At 61.3% G+C, this 19,111-nt stretch carries 14 protein-coding genes; 6 read left to right on the forward strand and 8 right to left on the reverse strand.

The window, feature by feature from the left end; genetic code table 11:
* Positions 1 to 6: 6 nt before the first annotated feature.
* Entirely contained in the window at positions 7 to 1,287 is a 1,281-nt protein-coding gene (locus H097_RS13450; protein WP_032860286.1) for a Zn-dependent hydrolase, read from the reverse strand.
* Positions 1,288 to 1,381: 94 nt separating this feature from the next.
* Positions 1,382 to 2,869 (reverse strand): NCS1 family nucleobase:cation symporter-1, encoded by a 1,488-nt coding sequence (locus H097_RS13455; RefSeq protein ID WP_032860287.1) that lies wholly within the window; start codon positions 2,867 to 2,869, stop codon positions 1,382 to 1,384.
* 598 nt (positions 2,870 to 3,467) lie between these two features.
* Between H097_RS13455 and hydA the strand changes: the two genes are divergently transcribed.
* The 3 genes from hydA to preA all read left to right on the forward strand — a co-directional run bounded on the left by hydA (position 3,468) and on the right by preA (position 7,696).
* Entirely contained in the window at positions 3,468 to 4,907 is a 1,440-nt protein-coding gene (gene hydA, locus H097_RS13460; RefSeq protein ID WP_032860288.1) for a dihydropyrimidinase, read from the forward strand.
* A 146-nt stretch (positions 4,908 to 5,053) separates the two neighbouring features.
* Positions 5,054 to 6,421, forward strand: coding sequence for an NAD(P)-dependent oxidoreductase (locus H097_RS13465; protein ID WP_032860289.1), 1,368 nt, complete (start codon positions 5,054 to 5,056; stop codon positions 6,419 to 6,421).
* Entirely contained in the window at positions 6,422 to 7,696 is a 1,275-nt protein-coding gene (gene preA, locus H097_RS13470) for an NAD-dependent dihydropyrimidine dehydrogenase subunit PreA (protein WP_032860290.1), read from the forward strand. It abuts the gene before it with no gap.
* A gap of 104 nt (positions 7,697 to 7,800) precedes the next feature.
* On the opposite strand, the gene H097_RS13475 is transcribed toward preA, so the two are convergent.
* On the reverse strand, positions 7,801 to 8,421 hold the full coding sequence (locus H097_RS13475; protein WP_029298440.1) for a TetR/AcrR family transcriptional regulator: 621 nt from the start codon (positions 8,419 to 8,421) through the stop codon (positions 7,801 to 7,803).
* Positions 8,422 to 8,536: 115 nt separating this feature from the next.
* Here H097_RS13475 and copC point away from each other — a divergent pair, with 115 nt between their 5' ends.
* Positions 8,537 to 8,902: a copper homeostasis periplasmic binding protein CopC gene (gene copC, locus H097_RS13480; RefSeq protein ID WP_032860291.1), complete on the forward strand. Its 366-nt coding sequence runs from the start codon at positions 8,537 to 8,539 to the stop codon at positions 8,900 to 8,902.
* Positions 8,903 to 8,905: 3 nt separating this feature from the next.
* Positions 8,906 to 9,754 carry a copper homeostasis membrane protein CopD gene (gene copD, locus H097_RS13485; RefSeq protein ID WP_032860292.1) on the forward strand — a complete coding sequence of 283 codons (849 nt, stop codon included), beginning with the start codon at positions 8,906 to 8,908 and terminating at the stop codon, positions 9,752 to 9,754.
* A gap of 111 nt (positions 9,755 to 9,865) precedes the next feature.
* On the opposite strand, the gene H097_RS13490 is transcribed toward copD, so the two are convergent.
* From H097_RS13490 to H097_RS13500, 3 genes are all read right to left on the reverse strand, one after another.
* Positions 9,866 to 11,017 (reverse strand): HlyD family secretion protein, encoded by a 1,152-nt coding sequence (locus tag H097_RS13490; protein ID WP_032860293.1) that lies wholly within the window; start codon positions 11,015 to 11,017, stop codon positions 9,866 to 9,868.
* The gene (locus tag H097_RS13495) at positions 11,014 to 12,675 is read right to left on the reverse strand and encodes an MFS transporter (protein WP_032860294.1); all 1,662 of its coding nucleotides are present in this window, start codon (positions 12,673 to 12,675) and stop codon (positions 11,014 to 11,016) included. Before H097_RS13495 ends, H097_RS13490 begins: the two co-directional genes overlap by 4 nt.
* A gap of 140 nt (positions 12,676 to 12,815) precedes the next feature.
* Entirely contained in the window at positions 12,816 to 14,294 is a 1,479-nt protein-coding gene (locus H097_RS13500) for a DASS family sodium-coupled anion symporter (RefSeq protein ID WP_032860296.1), read from the reverse strand.
* Positions 14,295 to 14,560: 266 nt separating this feature from the next.
* Here H097_RS13500 and H097_RS13505 point away from each other — a divergent pair, with 266 nt between their 5' ends.
* Complete coding sequence (locus H097_RS13505) at positions 14,561 to 16,723, forward strand: TonB-dependent siderophore receptor (RefSeq protein WP_032860297.1); 2,163 nt, start codon at positions 14,561 to 14,563, stop codon at positions 16,721 to 16,723.
* Here the strand turns inward: H097_RS13505 and H097_RS13510 are convergent, their stop codons facing one another.
* Both H097_RS13510 and H097_RS13515 read right to left on the reverse strand, forming a co-directional pair.
* Positions 16,724 to 17,161 (reverse strand): carboxymuconolactone decarboxylase family protein, encoded by a 438-nt coding sequence (locus tag H097_RS13510; RefSeq protein WP_032860298.1) that lies wholly within the window; start codon positions 17,159 to 17,161, stop codon positions 16,724 to 16,726.
* A gap of 104 nt (positions 17,162 to 17,265) precedes the next feature.
* Positions 17,266 to 18,708, reverse strand: a complete 1,443-nt coding sequence (locus tag H097_RS13515) for a mechanosensitive ion channel family protein (RefSeq protein ID WP_032860299.1) — start codon at positions 18,706 to 18,708, stop codon at positions 17,266 to 17,268.
* Between the last annotated feature and the right edge of the window lie 403 nt (positions 18,709 to 19,111).

The raw sequence follows: 19,111 nt of genomic DNA on the forward strand, positions 1-19,111 counted from the left end.
GCAGATCTACGCCACCTGCTTGCGGGCCACCGCAGCCGAAGCCGCCACCATCGCCCGCAGCAACACCGCGCACCCCGCCGCCAGGTCATCGGGTGCGGCGTTTTCGATTTCGTTATGGCTGATCCCGCCTTCACATGGCACGAATATCATCCCGGCCGGCCCTAATTCAGCGACGAAGATCGCGTCATGCCCAGCGCCACTGACGATATCCATATTCGACAGGCCCAGGCCATTGGCCGCCTCACGCACGGCATCGACACACCCCTTGTCGAAATACAGCGGCGGGAAGTCAGCGGTAGGCACCATCTCGAAGCTCAGGCCGTGCTTGGCGCAAGTGTCGTCGATCACCTTACGCACCTGGGCAATCATCGAATCCAGGCGTGCCGGTTCCAGGTGACGGAAGTCCAGAGTCATGCGTACTTCGCCAGGGATCACATTGCGCGAGCCGGGATAGGCTTGCAGGCACCCCACCGTGCCACAGGCATGGGGCTGATGGCCGAGTGCGGCAGCGTTGACCGCCGCCACCACTGCCGACGCACCGACCAGGGCGTCCTTGCGCAGGTGCATCGGCGTCGGACCGGCATGCGCCTCGACACCGCGCAGAGTCAGGTCGAACCATTTCTGGCCGAGCGCTCCCAGCACCACGCCGATGGTTTTGCGTTCATCTTCCAGGATCGGGCCCTGCTCGATATGGGCTTCGAAGTAAGCCCCAACCTTGTGCCCGCTGACTGGCCGGGAGCCCGCGTAGCCAATCGCGTTCAGCGCATCACCCACCGTGATGCCCTCTGCGTCGGTTTTGGCCAGCGTGTCTTCAAGGCTGAATTTTTCGGCGAACACCCCGGAGCCCATCATGCAGGGAGGGAAGCGCGAGCCTTCTTCGTTGGTCCATACCACCACTTCCAGCGGCGCTTCGGTTTCGATCTTCAGGTCATTGAGCGTGCGCAACACCTCCACGCCCGCCAGTACACCGAAGCAGCCATCGAACTTGCCGCCCGTTGGCTGGGTGTCGATATGGCTGCCGGTCATCACCGGTGGCAATGCCGGATTGCGCCCCGCGCGACGGGCGAAGATATTGCCCACGCCATCGATGGTCACCGTGCAGCCCGCCGCCTCGCACCACTGCACAAACAGATCGCGAGCCTGGCGGTCGAGGTCGGTCAGGGCCAGGCGACACACGCCGCCCTTGGGCGTGGCGCCGAGCCTGGCGAGGTCCATCAACGACTGCCACAGGCGGTCACGGTTGATGTGCTGATGGGTGGATTGCAGAACGTCGATGGCAGCGTTCATGGTGATCTCCTCAGGCAATATTTCTTATGATTGACGCGATCCAACTGTGTGAGCGGGCTTGCTCGCCCCCACAGTTGATTGCATTTCACCTCGACTACAGGGTTGTCTTCGCGGCGACAGGGTTTGTTTTGCGCTTGCTGCACAGGCCGTAATACAACAACCCGCCCAGCGCCGAGCCGGTGAACCAGCCGTAGCTGTAGAACCAACTGAACGCATCGCTGCCCAGCGACAACAGGGTCAGCAGCACCGGCACGCCAAAAGCGATAAATCCCGCGACATTCCACGCCGGGTACACGTCATCGCGATACAAACCCGCCAGATCCAGTCGCTGGCGGCGAATCAGGAAATAGTCCACTACCATGATCCCGGCAATCGGCCCCAACAGGCTCGAATAGCCGAGCAGCCAGTTGGAATAGACCGTTTCCAGGCTGACATCGGAAACGATCAGCCCGAGCTTTTTCAGCAGTTCATGGGCCATCAGCGCCAACCCCACCAGACCGGTGAGCACCACCGCGGTGGTGCGGTTGATCAACTTGGGCGCGATGTTCTGGAAATCATTGGTGGGCGAGACAATATTCGCCGCCGTGTTGGTCGACAGTGTGGCAATGATGATCAACGCCATCGCCACCGCTACCCACACCGGGCTCTGGATATGTCCGATCAGGGTCACCGGGTCGGAGACGCTGACGCCCACCAGTTTCACCGAGGCCGCCGTCATGATCACGCCCAGTGCGGCGAACAAGAACATGGTCAGCGGCAGGCCGAAAATCTGCCCCAGGATCTGGTCCTTCTGGCTTTTGGCATAACGGCTGAAGTCAGGAATATTCAGGGACAGGGTGGCCCAGAAACCGACCATCGCGGTCAGTCCGGCCATAAAGTAACCCGTCAGGCTCGCGCCTTCGGGGCGCTTGGGTGGGATGGCCATCAATTCGCTGATCGACACATTGGGCAACGCCCACACCAGCAAGCCGATACCCACCGCCACCAGCAGCGGTGCCGACAGGGTTTCCAGCCATTTGATCGACTCGGCGCCGCGCAGCACCACCCACAGGTTCAACACCCAGAAGATCATGAAGCCGATCACCTCGCCGGTGCCGCCCAGGCTCTTCCAGCCCTCGAAGATCGAGCCGAGGAACAAGTGGATCGCCAGCCCGCCGAACATCGTCTGGATGCCGAACCAGCCACAGGCCACCAGCGCGCGGATCAGGCACGGCACATTGGAACCGAGAATGCCAAAGGATGAGCGCAGCAGCACCGGGAACGGAATGCCATATTTGGTACCGGGAAAGGCATTGAGCGTCAGGGGCACCAGCACCACGATATTGGCCAGCAGGATTGCCACCAGCGCCTCGCCTACCGACAAGCCGAAGTACGCGGTGAGCACGCCGCCCAAAGTGTAGGTCGGCACGCAGATCGACATGCCGACCCACAATGCCGTGATGTGCCACTTGTTCCAGGTTCGTTCGTGCACCTTGGTCGGTGCCATGTCGTGGTTGTAACGGGGGCTGTCGAGGACGTCGCTGCCGGCGTCGAGTTCATACAGGCCGTCGCGTTCTATGACTTGCGATCTGTTCTGTTGCATGGCCGCTCCACGGTTTTCTTAAAATTATTGTTGCTCATCCGGCGCTCAACGCTGGATGGCCGTAGTCCCGCATGAACATGACATCACGGACCCGGCCAACCGGCAGCGCACTCAATTACCGTGCCGCAAGCCATCGCCCCATCCGTACCGCTTATATAACTGGCTGATGTTTATCAGCTTTATTGTCTTAACCGAAAAGTCCCACGCCACTTGCAACGTTACTCAGGCCAAATAACGCAGAAGTTGTCCGAACAATCAGGACTCAATCTGGTGCAACACAATTATTTTTATTGCTTCCCGCCGTCAAGAGGCAACTCTCAAGCGTCTGATTTGCAATAGGAAATGTTGCTCATATTACGAACCTGTCAAGTGCGTCAAAATGGTGAGAGGGCGCTACATTTTGGTGAATTTAAGTTTTTATCCTTACATATCAATAAGTTAATACAGATACATGCTTATAAAAAATAATCTTGATCATTCGAAAAACTCGGGCTAGCTTCTATTCCTGTCACCACTGACAAGAATAAACCTTGCACAGTGTGCAGCACTACAACACTTAGAACTGGCATAAGCCGGTCAAGCCTCTGAGGAACTCGGCATGTCTCTGTTGATCCGTGGCGCCACCGTTGTTACCCATGATGAAAGTTATAAAGCTGATGTCTTGTGCGCAGACGGTCTAATCCGCGCCATTGGCACTGATCTGGATATTCCCGCCGGCACCGAGATACTCGATGGCAATGGCCAGTACCTGATGCCCGGCGGTATCGATCCCCATACCCATATGCAACTGCCCTTCATGGGCACCGTGGCCAGCGAAGACTTTTTCAGCGGCACGGCAGCGGGCCTGGCAGGCGGGACCACATCGATCATCGACTTCGTGATTCCCAACCCGCAGCAGTCGTTGATGGAAGCCTTCCACCAGTGGCGCGGCTGGGCCGAGAAGTCGGCGGCCGACTACGGGTTTCATGTGGCGATTACCTGGTGGAGTGAGCAGGTCCGCGAGGAAATGGCCGAGCTGGTGACCCATCACGGCATCAACAGCTTCAAGCACTTCATGGCCTACAAGAACGCGATCATGGCCGCCGACGACACCCTGGTCGCCAGCTTCGAGCGCTGCCTCGAACTGGGCGCGGTGCCCACCGTGCACGCAGAGAACGGCGAGTTGGTGTATCACCTGCAACTCAAGCTGTTGGCCCAGGGCATCACCGGGCCCGAGGCCCATCCACTGTCGCGCCCCTCGCAAGTGGAAGGCGAAGCCGCCAGCCGCGCGATCCGCATTGCCGAAACCATCGGCACGCCGCTGTACCTGGTACACGTTTCAACCCAGGAAGCCCTCGACGAAATCACCTATGCCCGCGCCAAGGGCCAGGCGGTTTATGGCGAAGTCCTGGCCGGGCACCTGCTGCTGGACGACAGCGTCTACCAACACCCCGACTGGCAAACCGCCGCAGGCTACGTGATGAGCCCGCCCTTCCGCCCGCGCGGGCATCAAGAGGCCCTGTGGCATGGCCTGCAATCAGGCAACCTGCACACCACCGCCACTGATCACTGCTGCTTCTGCGCCGAACAAAAGGCTGCCGGACGTGACGACTTCAGCAAGATCCCCAATGGCACCGCCGGCATCGAAGACCGCATGGCGTTGCTGTGGGACGAAGGGGTCAACACCGGGCGCCTGTCGATGCAGGAGTTTGTTGCACTGACCTCCACCAACACCGCGAAGATCTTCAACCTCTACCCACGCAAGGGCGCGATCCGGGTCGGTGCCGATGCCGACCTGGTGTTGTGGGATCCCCAGGGCACACGGACCATTTCGGCCAAGACCCACCATCAGCAGGTGGACTTCAACATCTTCGAAGGCAAGACCGTGCGCGGCGTGCCCAGCCACACCATCAGCCAGGGCAAGCTGGTGTGGGTCGACGGCGATTTGCGCGCCGAGCGCGGTGCCGGGCGCTATGTCGAGCGGCCGGCGTATCCGGCGGTGTTCGAGCAGTTGCGCAAGCGCGCGGAGCGTTCCAAGCCCGCCGCGGTGAAACGCTGACATCGCCGATCGCAGGCAAGCCAGCTCCCACACTTGATCGGGTTCACACAGTTCAAATGTGGGAGCGGGCTTGCCCGCGATGAGGCCAGTGCAAACCACAAAAAACCAATGCCCGCCAGAGGCAAAAAAACCGTGAGGCCATTACCGTGATCCAGACCCTGAACCACCTCCCCCACCCCGACGAAGACGGGGCGACCCTCGCCAGCCACTTCACCGACCTGGCACCGCCCCTCAATGCCCGGCAAGCCCACCTGGAAGCCTCGCGCTGCCTGTATTGCTACGACGCACCGTGCGTCAACGCATGCCCCAGCGAAATAGATATCCCATCGTTCATCCGCAATATCCACACCGACAACGTGCAGGGCGCGGCGCAGAAGATTCTCTCGGCCAACATCCTCGGCGGCAGTTGTGCCAGGGTCTGCCCGACCGAGATCCTCTGCCAGCAGGCCTGTGTGCGCAACAACAGCGAAGAATGCGCCCCGGTGCTGATTGGCCTGTTGCAGCGCTACGCCATCGACAACGCGCACTTTGATCAACACCCGTTCCAGCGCGCCGCGTCGACCGGCAAGCGCATCGCCGTGGTCGGTGCCGGGCCTGCGGGCTTGTCCTGCGCCCATCGCAGCGCCTTGCATGGGCATGACGTGGTGATTTTCGAAGCCCGTGAAAAGGCCGGTGGCCTCAATGAGTACGGGATCGCCAAATACAAACTGGTGGATGACTTCGCCCAGAAGGAGCTGGATTTCCTCCTGCAAATCGGCGGGATCGAAATCCGTCACGGCCAGCGCCTGGGCGATAACCTGAGCCTGAGCGACCTGCACCAGCACTTCGACGCGGTCTTCCTCGGCCTAGGCCTGGCCGCCAGCAAGCACCTGGGCCTGCCCCACGAGGATGCGCCCGGCCTGCTCGCCGCCACCGACTACATCCGCGAACTGCGCCAGGCCGACGACCTCAGCCAACTGCCCCTGGCCGACCGCTGCATCGTGCTCGGTGCCGGCAACACCGCCATCGACATGGCCGTGCAAATGGCCCGCCTGGGCGCGCGCGATGTCAACCTGGTGTACCGCCGTGGCTTTGCCGACATGGGCGCCACCGGCCATGAACAGGACATCGCCAAGGCCAATCAGGTACGCCTGCTGACCTGGGCCCAACCCGAAGCAGTGCTACTCGATGACCAAGGCCAGGTGCGCGGCATGCGTTTTGCTCGCACACGCCTGGAAAACGGCCGCCTGCAAGCCACCGGCGACACCTTCGAACTGGCAGCAGATGCGATCTTCAAGGCCATCGGCCAAGGCTTCGACGACCACGCCCTGCACGACCCACTGGCCCAGCAGTTGCAACGCCAGGGCGAACGGATCTTTGTCGATGCACAACTGCAAACCAGCATCCCCGGGGTGTATGCCGGTGGCGACTGCGTCAGCCTCGGGCAGGACCTCACCGTCCAGGCCGTACAACACGGCAAGCTGGCTGCCGAAGCCATGCACGCTCAACTCATGCTCAATGTGGAGGCTGCGTAAATGGCCGATCTATCGATTGTGTTCGCCGGTATCAAAGCCCCCAATCCATTCTGGCTGGCCTCCGCGCCACCCACCGACAAGGCCTACAACGTGGTCCGAGCCTTTGAAGCCGGCTGGGGCGGAGTGGTCTGGAAAACCCTCGGCGAGGACCCGGCGGCGGTCAACGTCTCGTCCCGTTATTCGGCGCACTTTGGCGCCAACCGTGAAGTCTTGGGCATCAACAATATCGAGCTGATCACCGACCGTTCCCTGGAGATCAACCTGCGGGAAATCACCCAGGTGAAAAAGGACTGGCCGGACCGCGCCCTGATCGTGTCGCTGATGGTGCCGTGCGTCGAAGAATCATGGAAAAACATCCTGCCGCTGGTGGAAGCCACCGGTTGCGATGGTATCGAGCTGAACTTCGGCTGCCCCCATGGCATGCCGGAACGAGGCATGGGGGCGGCGGTGGGCCAGGTGCCGGAATATGTGGAACAGGTCACACGCTGGTGCAAGACCTATTGCTCGCTGCCGGTGATCGTCAAGCTCACGCCCAATATCACCGATATCCGCGTGGCGGCCCGGGCGGCCTATCGCGGTGGCGCCGATGCGGTGTCGCTGATCAACACCATCAACTCCATCACCAGTGTCGACCTGGAGCGCATGGTCGCCCTACCGGTGGTCGGCACCCAGAGCACCCATGGCGGTTACTGTGGTTCAGCAGTCAAGCCAATCGCCTTGAACATGGTCGCTGAAATTGCCCGCGATCCCCAGACACAGGGCCTGCCGATCTGTGGGATTGGCGGCATCGGCAACTGGCGCGACGCGGCAGAATTCGTTGCCCTGGGTTGCGGTGCCGTGCAGGTGTGTACGGCGGCGATGCTGCATGGTTTTAGGATTGTCGAGGAAATGAAGGATGGCTTGTCGCGGTGGATGGACAGCCAGGGCTACAGCAGCTTGCAGGATTTTTCCGGGCGCGCGGTGGGCAACACCACAGACTGGAAATACCTGGACATCAACTACCAGGTCATCGCCAAGATCGACCAAGCGGCGTGCATCGGTTGCGGACGCTGCCATATTGCCTGCGAGGACACTTCGCACCAGGCAATTGCCAGTTTGAAACAGGCCGATGGCACGCATAAATATGAAGTGATCGATGATGAATGCGTGGGCTGCAACCTGTGCCAGATCACCTGCCCGGTGGCGGACTGCATCGAAATGGTGCCGATGGATACCGGCAAGCCGTTTTTGAACTGGACCCAGGATCCGCGAAATCCTTACCGGGAGGCGGTGTAAACCTTTAGACCGCTATCGCCGGTAAGCCGGCTCCTACATTTGGAATGCATTCCCCTGTAGGAGCTGGCTTGCCAGCGATGAGGCCATCAATCTCACCACACAGCTCAAGGCTCCAGCCCGATCCCCCGCAAAATCACACTGGTCACCGTCTGCACCGCCCGCTCGAATTGCATATCCGACAGCGCCTGATGGTCATTGAGGATCATCACCTGATGGTCAAAATCGGCATAGTGCTGGGTTGAAGCCCAGATCATGTACAGCAGGCTCGACGGCTCCACCGCCAGGATGCGTTTGTCTTCCACCCACTGGCGGATTTTCGCTTCCTTCATCTTGGCCCAGTCATACAGGCTCGCGTCCAGCGCTTCGCCAAGGGTTGGTGCGCCGTGGATGATTTCGTTGGCCCAGACTTTCGAACCATAGGGACGGCTGCGCGAATGCTGCATCTTCGCCCGAATGTAACTGCTGAGCACCACGCGCGGATCATCGAACATCTCGAAGCACAACGCATCCTGCTTCCACACCTCCAGCAGGTCGAACAACACCGCGCTGTATAGCTCGCTCTTGGTGCTGAAGTAGTAATGCAGGTTGGAGCGTGGCAGTTGCGCCTGTTCGGCGATGTCAGCCATGGCGGTGCTGCCATAGCCTTTTTCAGCGAAAACCTTTTCTGCCGCCAGCAGAATCTTTTCGACGTTGACCCGACGAATACCGATCTTGTGATTGCCCATGGGGGCTCCCTGACCACGACATGTCCCGAAGACTACCATCCGCTCTAGATCGGGGCGACAGCCTGAGCTGAAACTTCGTACACTGCCCGTCCTGTTCATTGATTGGGATTGCACAATGTTGATCAAAAACACCCTGACAATCGCCGCCCTGCTGGCCTCTCTGCTCGGCGCCCAGGCAGCCCTGGCCCACGCCCACCTGAAAAGCGCCACGCCGGCCGCCAACAGTACCGTCGCCGCGCCCGCCGACCTGCGCCTGGTGTTCTCCGAAGGCGTCGAAGCCACGTTCACCAAGGTTTCCCTGAGCAAGGACGGCACCGAAGTCGCGGTCAAGGGCCTGGAAACCCCAGACGCCGACAAGAAAACCCTGGTTGTGACCCCAGCCGCACCGCTGGCCGCCGGCACCTATAAAGTGGAGTGGCACGCGATCTCCGTCGATACCCACAAGAGCGCAGGCAGCTACAGCTTCAAGGTCGGCCAGTAACCCATGGCAACCCTGCTGGTGCTGTGTCGTTTCCTGCACTTTATGGTGGTTTTGCTGATGTTCGGGGCCTGTGCCTTCAGGCCCTGGTTATTGGGCGCAAGCCCCAGGCCGGCCCTGGACCGGCAACTGTCCCGCATCACTAGGCTACTGGCCTGGCTGGCCCTGGGCTCTGGCGTGAGCTGGCTGCTGTTGATCAGTGCCAGCATGGCCGGCAGTGAACTGGCGACGCTGGATCTGGCGACGGTGCAGTTGGTGCTGGGCAAGACCTTCTTCGGCCAGGTCTGGAGCGTCCACCTGCTGCTCAATGGGTTGCTGGTCCTGAGCCTGTTGACACCCTGGAATCACCTGCGCCTGCCCCTCAGCGCGCTGCTACTGGCAACCCTGGCCCCAGTGGGGCACGGCGCCATGCTCAGTGGCCTCAGCGGGCAATTGCTGATCCTCAACCAGATCGTGCACCTGCTTTGCGTCGGTGCCTGGCTCGGTGGTTTGTTGCTCTTGGTGTTGATCCTGCGGCACGCGGCGCTGTACCCGCTGGAGACAATCCTTCGGCGCTTCAGCGGTGTCGGTTACGTGTTGGTGGCCGGCCTGCTGATCAGCGGGCTGATCAACATCCGCGTACTCACCGGAGAATTATGGCCGACCCCACTGTTCAGTGGGTTTGCCTTGATCCTGCTGATCAAGGTGCTGCTGGTCGCGGGGATGTTGGGGTTGGCGTTGCTGAACCGGCTGCGGATCAAGGATTGCCAGCAGCGAGTGGGCCCATTGCAGGCCAGTGTGAAGCTCGAATGGTTGCTGGGCGTGGCCGCGGTGGCGGCGGTGTCCCTGCTGGGCACCCTGCCCCCGATGCTGTAGGAGCGAGCTTGCTCGCGAAAGTCGTCAACGATAACGCGGGTTGCCTGGGTAACCGCGTTGTCGTTAAGTTTTTCGCGAGCAAGCTCGCTCCTACAAGGGGTGCGTTGAATATCAGGGCGGGCTGTTTTTCAGGCGGCCCGCCGTGTCGATACTGACCACCACCGACAACCCCGGTCGCAGGCGCTCGCTCTGTTCCTGATCCGGGTCCACCGTAATCCGCACCGGCACCCGCTGTGCGATCTTGACGAAGTTGCCGGTGGCGTTGTCCGCCTGCAACAGGCTGAACTCGGCGCCCGTGGCCGGCGAGATGCGCTGGACCGTGCCATGAAACTTGCGGTGGTTCAGGGCATCGACGGTAAACGTCACCGGTTGGCCCACCTGCACGTGATCCATCTGGGTTTCTTTCATATTGGCGATCACCCACAGTTGGTTCGGCACCAGCGCCATCAACTGCGCACCGGAGTTGACGTAGGCGCCCAGGCGCACGCCGATCTGCCCCAATTGACCATCCCGTGGCGCCAGCACGCGGGTGTTGGACAGGTCAATGCGCGCCAGCTCCACGGCCGCATCAGCGCTGGCAACAGCAGCTTCCAGTGAGCCGCGATTGACAATCACCGTCTGCAAATCCTGGCGAGCGATTTCCAGGCTGGCCTGGGCCTGGGCCACGGCTGCAATCGTCTGCGCGTTGGCCGCGCGGGTCACGTCCAACTCACGGCGCGACACCGAGCCGTCGCTGATCAGTTCTTCATTGCGCCGCAAGTCGGCGGTGCTTTTGCGCGCCTGGGCCTGGCTGTCGGCCAAGGCGGCCTGGCGTAGCTTGATGGTCGCCTCGGCGCTATTACGCTGCTGCACCACGTTGGCCAGGGACGCCTGCTGCACCGCCAGTTGCGCCAGGGCCTGGTCCAGGCGCTGCTTGTAGATGCGATCATCGAGGCGCACCAGCAAATCCCCGGTCTTGACGTGCTGGAAGTCCTGCACCGGCACTTCGAATACATAACCACTCAGTTGCGGGCCGATGATCGTCACCTGGCCACGCACCAGGGCGTTTTCCGTGGTTTCTACCGCGCTGCTGAACGGTGGCAGTTGCCAGGCGTACAACACGATCAACACGCCAACGATAGCAATCGCGGCAAAGCCCAGGGACGAGATGATGCGCACACCCAACGAGCGCGGTTCGGTGACCGTGGCACCGGGTGGCGTGGTGCCTTCCGGGGTGGAAGCAATGGCGTTGGTGGTCGTGGTGGTAGCCGTAGGTTCGGTCATGAAGGAAGTGCGCCGCTAGGTTGAACGGAAGGCGCTGCACTGGCGGCAGCTTTCTGGGTGGTGCTCATCAGCCACAGGCTGCGGGTAAAGATCCACAACATGGTCAGGATCGCGATGATCGCGATCAGCATGAACACGTCGTTATAGGCCATCACATTGGCTTCGCGGGTGGCCGCCGTGGCCAGGCTGCGGATGCCCATCAGGTTGCGCAGTTCAGGGTCGGCAATCACCGAGCCATAGGCCGAGCCGCCGCTCTGCACGCGGGCGGCCACGCGCGGATCCAGCAGCGTCAGGTGTTCGACAATCATGCTGGAGTGAAACTTCTCGCGCACGATCTGGAACGTGCCGAGCAACGCTGCCCCCAGCAGCCCGCCAAGGTTCTGGCAAATACCGAACAGCACCGAAAAACTCACCAGGTTGCGCGGATTGGTCAGCACATTGCGCATGCCCAGCACCATGGTCGGCCCGAGGAAAAACGTGCCGCCAAACCCCAGCAGGAACTGACTCAAGTACATGTTCTGCGGCCGGGTCAGGTTGCTGGAAAAGCTGTCCATCACGGAGCCTGTGGCCATCAGGGCCAGGGAAATCACCAGCGGCATCAGCAAGTGGGCCGGGTTGATGGTCAAGGCGCTGATCACCAGGCCGCTGATCGCTCCCAGCAACATCACCAGGTACAAGGTGCGCATCTGCTCGCTGCTCATGTTCAGCGCCTGCAAGAAGCCCACTGCGCCGGTGGACTGTTCGGACAGCACCATACGGATCAGGATCACCGCCAGGGCCAGGCGAATCATCACCCCGCCGCCCAGCCAACGGGTCATCAGCAACGGGTTGGCGCGGTTATGTTCGATGGCCAATCCGGCCATGATCAGCACCAGCGAACAGGCCGAGGCGACCCCGATCCACGGCGCTTCCAGCCACCAGTCGATGCGCCCCAGTGACAGCACCGCGCAGAGCAACGCCACGCCCGAGGCGAGCAGGCCGAAGGTCAGGAAGTCGAGCTTTTCAAAGGTTTTGAAACGGTCACCCGGCGGTAACTTGAGCATGAATACGCAGCCCAGGCAGGTCAGTGCCATGCCCAATTCAAACAGATACAGGCCACGCCATTCGGCAATTTGCAGCAAGTCTTCGGAGAACAGCCGCGCCAGCGGCAAGGCCAGTTGCGCCGTGCCCAGGCCCAGCACCAGGGCCTTGAGCCGCCACTTCGCGGGGAACGCCTGCACCATGTAGTACAAGCCCAGGGAACTGAGCGCCGCACCGACCATGCCGTGGGCGGCCCGCACGGCAATCGCCGAGCTGAGGTCGTTGACGAACAAGTGGCCAAAGGTCACCAGCGCATACAGCACCAGGAACACTTCGGTAAACGCGCGCAAGCCGAACTGTTGGCGAAACTTCACCAGCAGCAGGTTCATCGAAACGTTGGTCATCACATAGGCCGCAGGCAGCCAGGCCATTTCAGCGGTGGTCGCGCCCAACGCGCCTTGCAGATACGGCAGGTTGGCGATCACCAGCGCATTACCCAGGCCGCCGGTGATCGCCACCAGTATGCCGACCAGGGCAAAGGCCCAGCGTTTGAGCGTGGGGTGATGGGGTGTCGACGGCGACCCCGGCAAGCTCGGGCGCTCGTGGGGTTGCCAGGTGTGCGGGGTGTATTTATCCATTGCCTGACCTTGATGACCGACGCACAAGGCCGGTAAAACCATGACTCAGAGCGTAGTAGACCTGAGCTAAGTTCATCTTGTCATGTCGAAAGCACAATCCTTGTGTAGGAGCCGGCTTGCCGGCTCCTACACAAGGATCATCAGATCCAACCCAGCCAGCTCCAGTAGGTGGCTGCAAAGACCAGCATCAGCAGGTAACCGATCAAGGTCACCAGCAGGCCCACCTTGGCAAACTGGCGGGCGGTAAAGGTGCCGGTGCCCAGGCACACCATGTTCTGCGGCGCGTTGATTGGCAGGATAAAGCCATAGCTGACCACAAACCCCAGCAGCATGGTCATGCCCAACCGGCTGAAATCCCCCGGCAGGGTTTGCAGTACGGCAATCAGGATCGGCAGCAAGGCCGAGGTCAGCGCAGTGGCGCTGGCAAAGCCCAGGTGGATCACGATCAGGAACGCACCAAGGATCGCAAACACCCCCAGCGGGCCCAGTTGATCCAGGCCGGTATGCCCCACCACCTGCGCGCCCAGCCATTGCCCGGCCTGGGTGGTCAGCAGGGCCGTGCCAAGGCTGATGCCCACCCCGAACACAATCACCGTGCCCCACGGAATGCGCGACTGCACATCCTTCCAGGTCATCACCCCGATCCCCGGCATCAGCAGGAGCACCAGGCCGGCATACGTGGTGGAGGTGGTGTCGAAGCTGTGCAGGCGCCCTTCAGTGGCCCAGGCCAGCAACAGCAGGATCGAGACCGTCAGCAAGCGCTTCTGCGGGCCGGTCATCGGGCCGATATCGGCCAAAGATTGCGCAACGGCTTCCTTGCCGCCCGGGATGCTATTGCTTTCCGGTGGCAGCAACTTGAGCACCAGAAACAGCAGCACCGCCGACATGATCACGGCCCACGGCGCCCCGGCGATCAGCCAGTCGATCCATGACACACGCTGGCCGAGCATTTTATCCATAAAACCCACGGTCAACAGGTTCTGCGCGGCAGCGGTCTGGATCCCGACGTTCCAGATGCTGGTGCCCTGGGCGACGACAATCATGATCCCGGCGGCGATATTGGAGCGTTTATCCACGCCAAACGCGGCAATCACCCCCATCATGATCGGCACCACACAGGCGCTGCGCGCGGTGGCGCTGGGCACCACCAGGCTGAGCAGGATAGTCACTGCAATCGCCCCCAGCAGAATCCCGCGGGTGCTGGTACCGACCCGAGTCAGGGTCACCAGAGCGATACGCCGGTCCAGGCCGGTGTGGGTCATGGCGGCGGCAATAAACAACGCACCGGCCACCAGGGCCAGGGCCGGGTTGGCAAACCCGGTGAGCGCCATGCTGATGGCCGGGCTGGAACCGATCAGGTGCGTCGGGTCCTGCAATGACGGTGCGGTGCCCAGCAAAAAAGCCATCAGCGAAGTGATCATGATCGCACTGGCTTCATAGGACACCGCTTCGGTGATCCACACCACCACCGCAAACGCGAGGATCGCCAGCATCCGGTGGCCGGCTACCGGTAAATCATCCGGCAGCGGCAATAGCAAGACGCCGACCATCACCAGCACGGCAATGACCAGGCCCATGGGCAATTTGAAGGAAACAGCGGGTGTTGCGGGGGCGTTCATGGGGAACTCCGTGAGCCATGACAATCAGGCGTGCAGCATGAGGCAAAGCGTCACGGCGGGTTTTGACAGGTATCAAGGCACGGCCGATAAATCAAGGAGCGAGCTTATCTGCGGGCGGCGGTCCGACGAAAATCCCACAGGCACCTCGGGTTACTTTTTAGCGCTGCGTTATCGTTAACGATGTTCTCGGCCAAGGCGAGTGCTTGTAAAGGCGCGCACTTATGCCTAGCTTATGCGCCCCCGCCCGCGCTTTAAGGCCTTGCCCCATGGTTTTGCGTTTTCGTCCCGTCGTCACCTCACGTTTCGCCCTCGGCCTGTTGCTCAGCGGCGGCATCGGCAACAGCCTGGCGGCTGAGCTGGAACTGCCGGCGCTGAAGATCCTGGGCCAGGATGAGTCCGGTTATCGCAGTGAAAGCGCATCGGTCGGCGGCTTCGAAGACGCGCCGCTGCTCGACACCCCGGCTTCGATTACCGTGATCAACGCCGCGCTGATCAAGGACCAGCAAGCCCGCCTGCTCAGCGAAGTGCTGCGCAACGACGCCTCGGTGGGTGAAAGCTACGCGCCGATCGGCTACTACGAAAATTTCGTGGTGCGGGGATTTTCCCTGAATGCCGCCAGCAGCTACAAGATCAACGGGCGCACCATCACCGGCGAGCAGAACGTGGCCCTGGAAAACAAGCAACGGGTGGAATTGCTCAAGGGCCTGGCGGGCCTGCAAAGCGGGATCTCCGAGCCCAGCGGCGTGATCAACTACGTGACCAAGCGCCCGGAAGACGTGCGCTCGGTCACCGTGTCCACCGATGATCGCGGCAGCGGCTATATCGCCACCGATGTCGGCGGCTGGTTTGGCAGCGAGCAGCAGTTCGGCCTGCGCGCCAACGTCGCCCATGAAGACCTCAACTCCTATGTCGAACACGCCAATGGCCAGCGCGATTTCCTGTCCCTGGCGTTCGACTGGAACATCAGCCCCGACGCTGTGCTGCAACTGGATGCCGAATACCAGGACAAGCAACAGCGCTCGGTGCCCGGTTACCAGTTGCTCGGCGGCACCGAAGTGCCCCATGACGCATCACCGAAAAAACTGCTCGGCCACCAGAGTGGTTCCAAGCAGGTGGGCATCGACTCGCTGAACCTCAACGGCAAGTTCGAATACCGCTTCAGTGACCAGTGGAAAGGCAATATCAGCGCAGCGCGTAGCAAGGTGGTGATTGATGATTACAGCTCGTTTGCCTGGGGGTGCTACGGCTCCGCCAGTTGCGAAGGCGTCAAAGTACCGAACTACTTCAGTCCGGAAGGCAACTACGACATCGCTGACTACCGCAGCCCTGACGATACCCGGCGCAATGATGAAATCCAGGCGGCCATGACCGGCCTGTTCACAACCGCAGGCATAGGCCATGAGCTGACCTTCGGCACCAGCGCCTTTCGCCGGGTGATTGACAAGCGCAAGTCGGTCAATGAGCCCATCGGCAGCGGCAATATCGATCAGGACCCACCAGCCTTCACGCCTACCGACAAGCCTTTGAACGACAGTCATCGACGCCTCGACAGCCGCCAGTACGGGCTGTTCGTCACCGACCGCATCAGCTTCAACGAGCAGTGGCAAACCGTATTGGGCGGCCGCGAAGTGCGTCTGGATGAAAAAGCCTTCGATCAGACTGGCGTCCAGGAACGCCACACCCAGCAATACGAGTTCCTGCCCAACGCTGCGCTGATCTACAAACCGATGGACAATCTCTCGCTGTACACCAGCTACAGCAAAGGCCTGTCCCTAGGCGGCGAAGCACCGTGGTATGCGAGTAATGATGGGGAAATCCTCGCACCGACCGTCTCGCGCCAACTCGAAGCCGGGGTCAAATACTACTGGCGCCGCATCAGCTTCGCCGCCGCCGTGTTCCAGACCCGCCAGGCTTATCAATACGCCAAGCCCGATAGCGCCGGTGACTTCACCTATGTGCAGCAAGGCCAGCAGAAAAACACCGGCCTGGAACTGTCGGCCAACGGCTGGGCCACCGAGCGCCTGCAGATCGCTACCAGCGTGGCAGCCATTCGCGCGCGGGTGAACGGCAGCGGTACGCCGCAATACGAAGATCACCAGACGATCAACGTGCCCAAGCTGCGCGCCAGCGTGTACGCCGACTATGCCCTACCGTGGGTCAACGGCCTCGCCGTTCTCGGTGGCGTGCAATACAGCGCCAGCAAGAACGCCAATCGCACCGGCAATGTGGAGGTTGGAGATTATGCGGTGGTCAATATCGGCAGCCGCTACAGCACCAAGGTCGACGGCTACGAAACAGTGTTTCGCCTGAGCGTCGACAACCTGTTCGACAAGCGCTACTGGCGCGACGCGGGCGAGTATATGGGCGATGACTACCTGTTCCAGGGCGCGCCGTTGACGGCGCGCTTGAGTGCATCAGTGAATTTCTGATTACTTGGGCATCTTGCGAAAGCCCACCGCCAGGCGGTTCCAGCTGTTGATGGTGGCGATGGCCACGCTCAGGTCCACCTGCTCAGCCGGGCTGAACTCGGCATTGAGCAACGCATAATCTTCATCCGAAGCGTGGGTCTGGCTGATCAGGGTCAGGCTTTCGGCCCAGGCCAGGGCGGCACGTTCGCGCGGGGTGAAGAATGGCGTTTCGCGCCAGGCCGACACGGTGTACAGACGACGCTCAGTCTCGCCGCCCTTGCGTGCATCGGCGGTGTGCATATCCAGGCAGAACGCGCAGCCGTTGATCTGCGACACGCGCAGGCGTACCAGTTCCAGCAGGGGCAGTTCGATGGACAGTTTACCGACGGCCGCTTCCAGGGCGAGCATGGCTTTCATCGCGTCTGGGGAAGCGGTGTAGAAATCGATACGGGCAGACATGGTGTAACTCCAGGACAGTGGGGATTGGTGCCTAGCTTAATCACCCCACTGCGGCAGACAAATAGCCAATCCGGGCGAAGAACAGGTAGCCAATGCCAGACCGTTCAGACCCGGTTGCGCAGCCAATGCAAGAAGCCCTTTTTCACCGGCACGATCGGCGCATCCTGGGTCAGATGCTGGGCGGCGTGCAGGCGGAAATCCAGGAGGTTCTGCATGGCTTCACTGATATCGTGGCGCGCGTCCAGGCACGGCTTGAGGTATTCCTTTTCGATGCGGTAGAGGGTGCAATAGGTCTTGGCCACAAAATCCGCCGGTACGCCCTGCTCACCGAGGATCCCGGCCTCGCCGATCACTTCCCCCGGCCCCATGCGCCCGGCTTCGAACGTGTGCCCGGCCTTGGCCAGCATCACCGAAACCACCCCGGACTCGATGATGAACAGGTGATCGCTGGCCTCCCCTGCCGGCAGGATCATGTCGCCTGCACGGAAGGTTTGCGCCGTCATGTTCTGACTGAAGGTTTCCTTCTCTTCCTGGCGCAGGGTGGAGAAGATATTTGAGCTTTCCAGCAATGCCCGCGCTGGCGACGTGGTCGGCGAGGTCGGGCTTTCGGCACTCGATAGCAAACTCACGCCAGCCGCCTGCAAATGCCGGTAGGCCAGGTCGTAAAGCTGGTTGCGCACCTCGCGTTTGAGGCCCATGGCCGGCACAAAGCCGCTGATTTCATACTCCACGCCACCGCCAGTGGACGTCTTGAAAGCCACGCTCGGCGCCGGTTTGGCCAGCAATTGCCGGCAACCTTGCATGGCGCGCTCCAGGGCTTCGAGCACCGTTTGCGGGCGCGCATGCGGGCTGACTTGCAGGCTCACTGCCAGGCCGAACATGTCCGCCGGGCGCGAAAAGTTGATGATCTTGGCCTTGGCCGCCAGCGAATTGGGGATGACCGCCATGCTGCCCTGGGAGGTTTGCAGGCGCGTGGCGCGCCAGTCGATGTCGGTGACCCGGCCTTCGGTGCCATCGATGGAAATCCAGTCATCGAGTTGATAGGGCTTGGTGGTGTTGAGCACGATCCCGGAAAACACATCGCTCAAGGTACTTTGCAGCGCCAGGCCGACGATGATCGCCACCGCGCCGGAAGTCGCCAGCACGCCCTTGACCGGCAGGTCCAGCACGTAAGCCATGGCGGCGATGATCGCGATCAGGAAAATCACCGCGCCCATCAGGTCTTGCAGCAACCGTCCGGTGTGGCCGACTCGCTGCATCATCAACGCACCGAGCAACACCGTCAGGGTGCGGGCGGCAAACAACCACCAGCCAATCTGCAAGGCGGTGGCGGCCATGTGCAAGGGGGTGTTGTCGGCATAAGGCGCGATTTGCATCGGGTTCATGCCGTCGTTGAACAGCACCGCGCTGTAGGTGGCAAAGATCACCAGGCGGGCGACCAGTTTCCAATTGCCGGAGCTGGCAGAAAACAGACGCCAGACGACGATATCGATAAGGATCAGCGCCAGGGCGCACACCATCGGGTGATCGGAGATAAAAGGCAGCATCCAGGCGACTCCAGGGCGAATGCCGTGAAGATCGCACGAAACGGGATTGACGGGTATAGGGCCTGACAAACGAAACGCAAACCCTGTGGGTCCAGATACAGGGGATCGGCGGTGTGCCCGAGTTTTGGCATCGACAGAAATCAAGTGTGGGAGCTGTCGAGCCCCGGCGAGGCTGCGATGACGGTGGATCATGCAATACATCTCTAGCGCCTGTGCCGCCGCCATCGCAGCCTCGCTAAAGCTCGACAGCTCCCACGGGGATGGGTGGCAGGTCCGGGATTTTGGCCGCAACATGGATCATGTGTGGGAGCTGTCGAGCCCCGGCGAGGCTGCGATGACGGTGGATCATGCAATACATCTCTAGCGCCTGTGCCGCCGCCATCGCAGCCTCGCTAAAGCTCGA

Source organism: Pseudomonas sp. FH4, assembly GCF_000510915.2.
Taxonomy (GTDB): Bacteria; Pseudomonadota; Gammaproteobacteria; order Pseudomonadales; family Pseudomonadaceae; genus Aquipseudomonas; species Aquipseudomonas brenneri.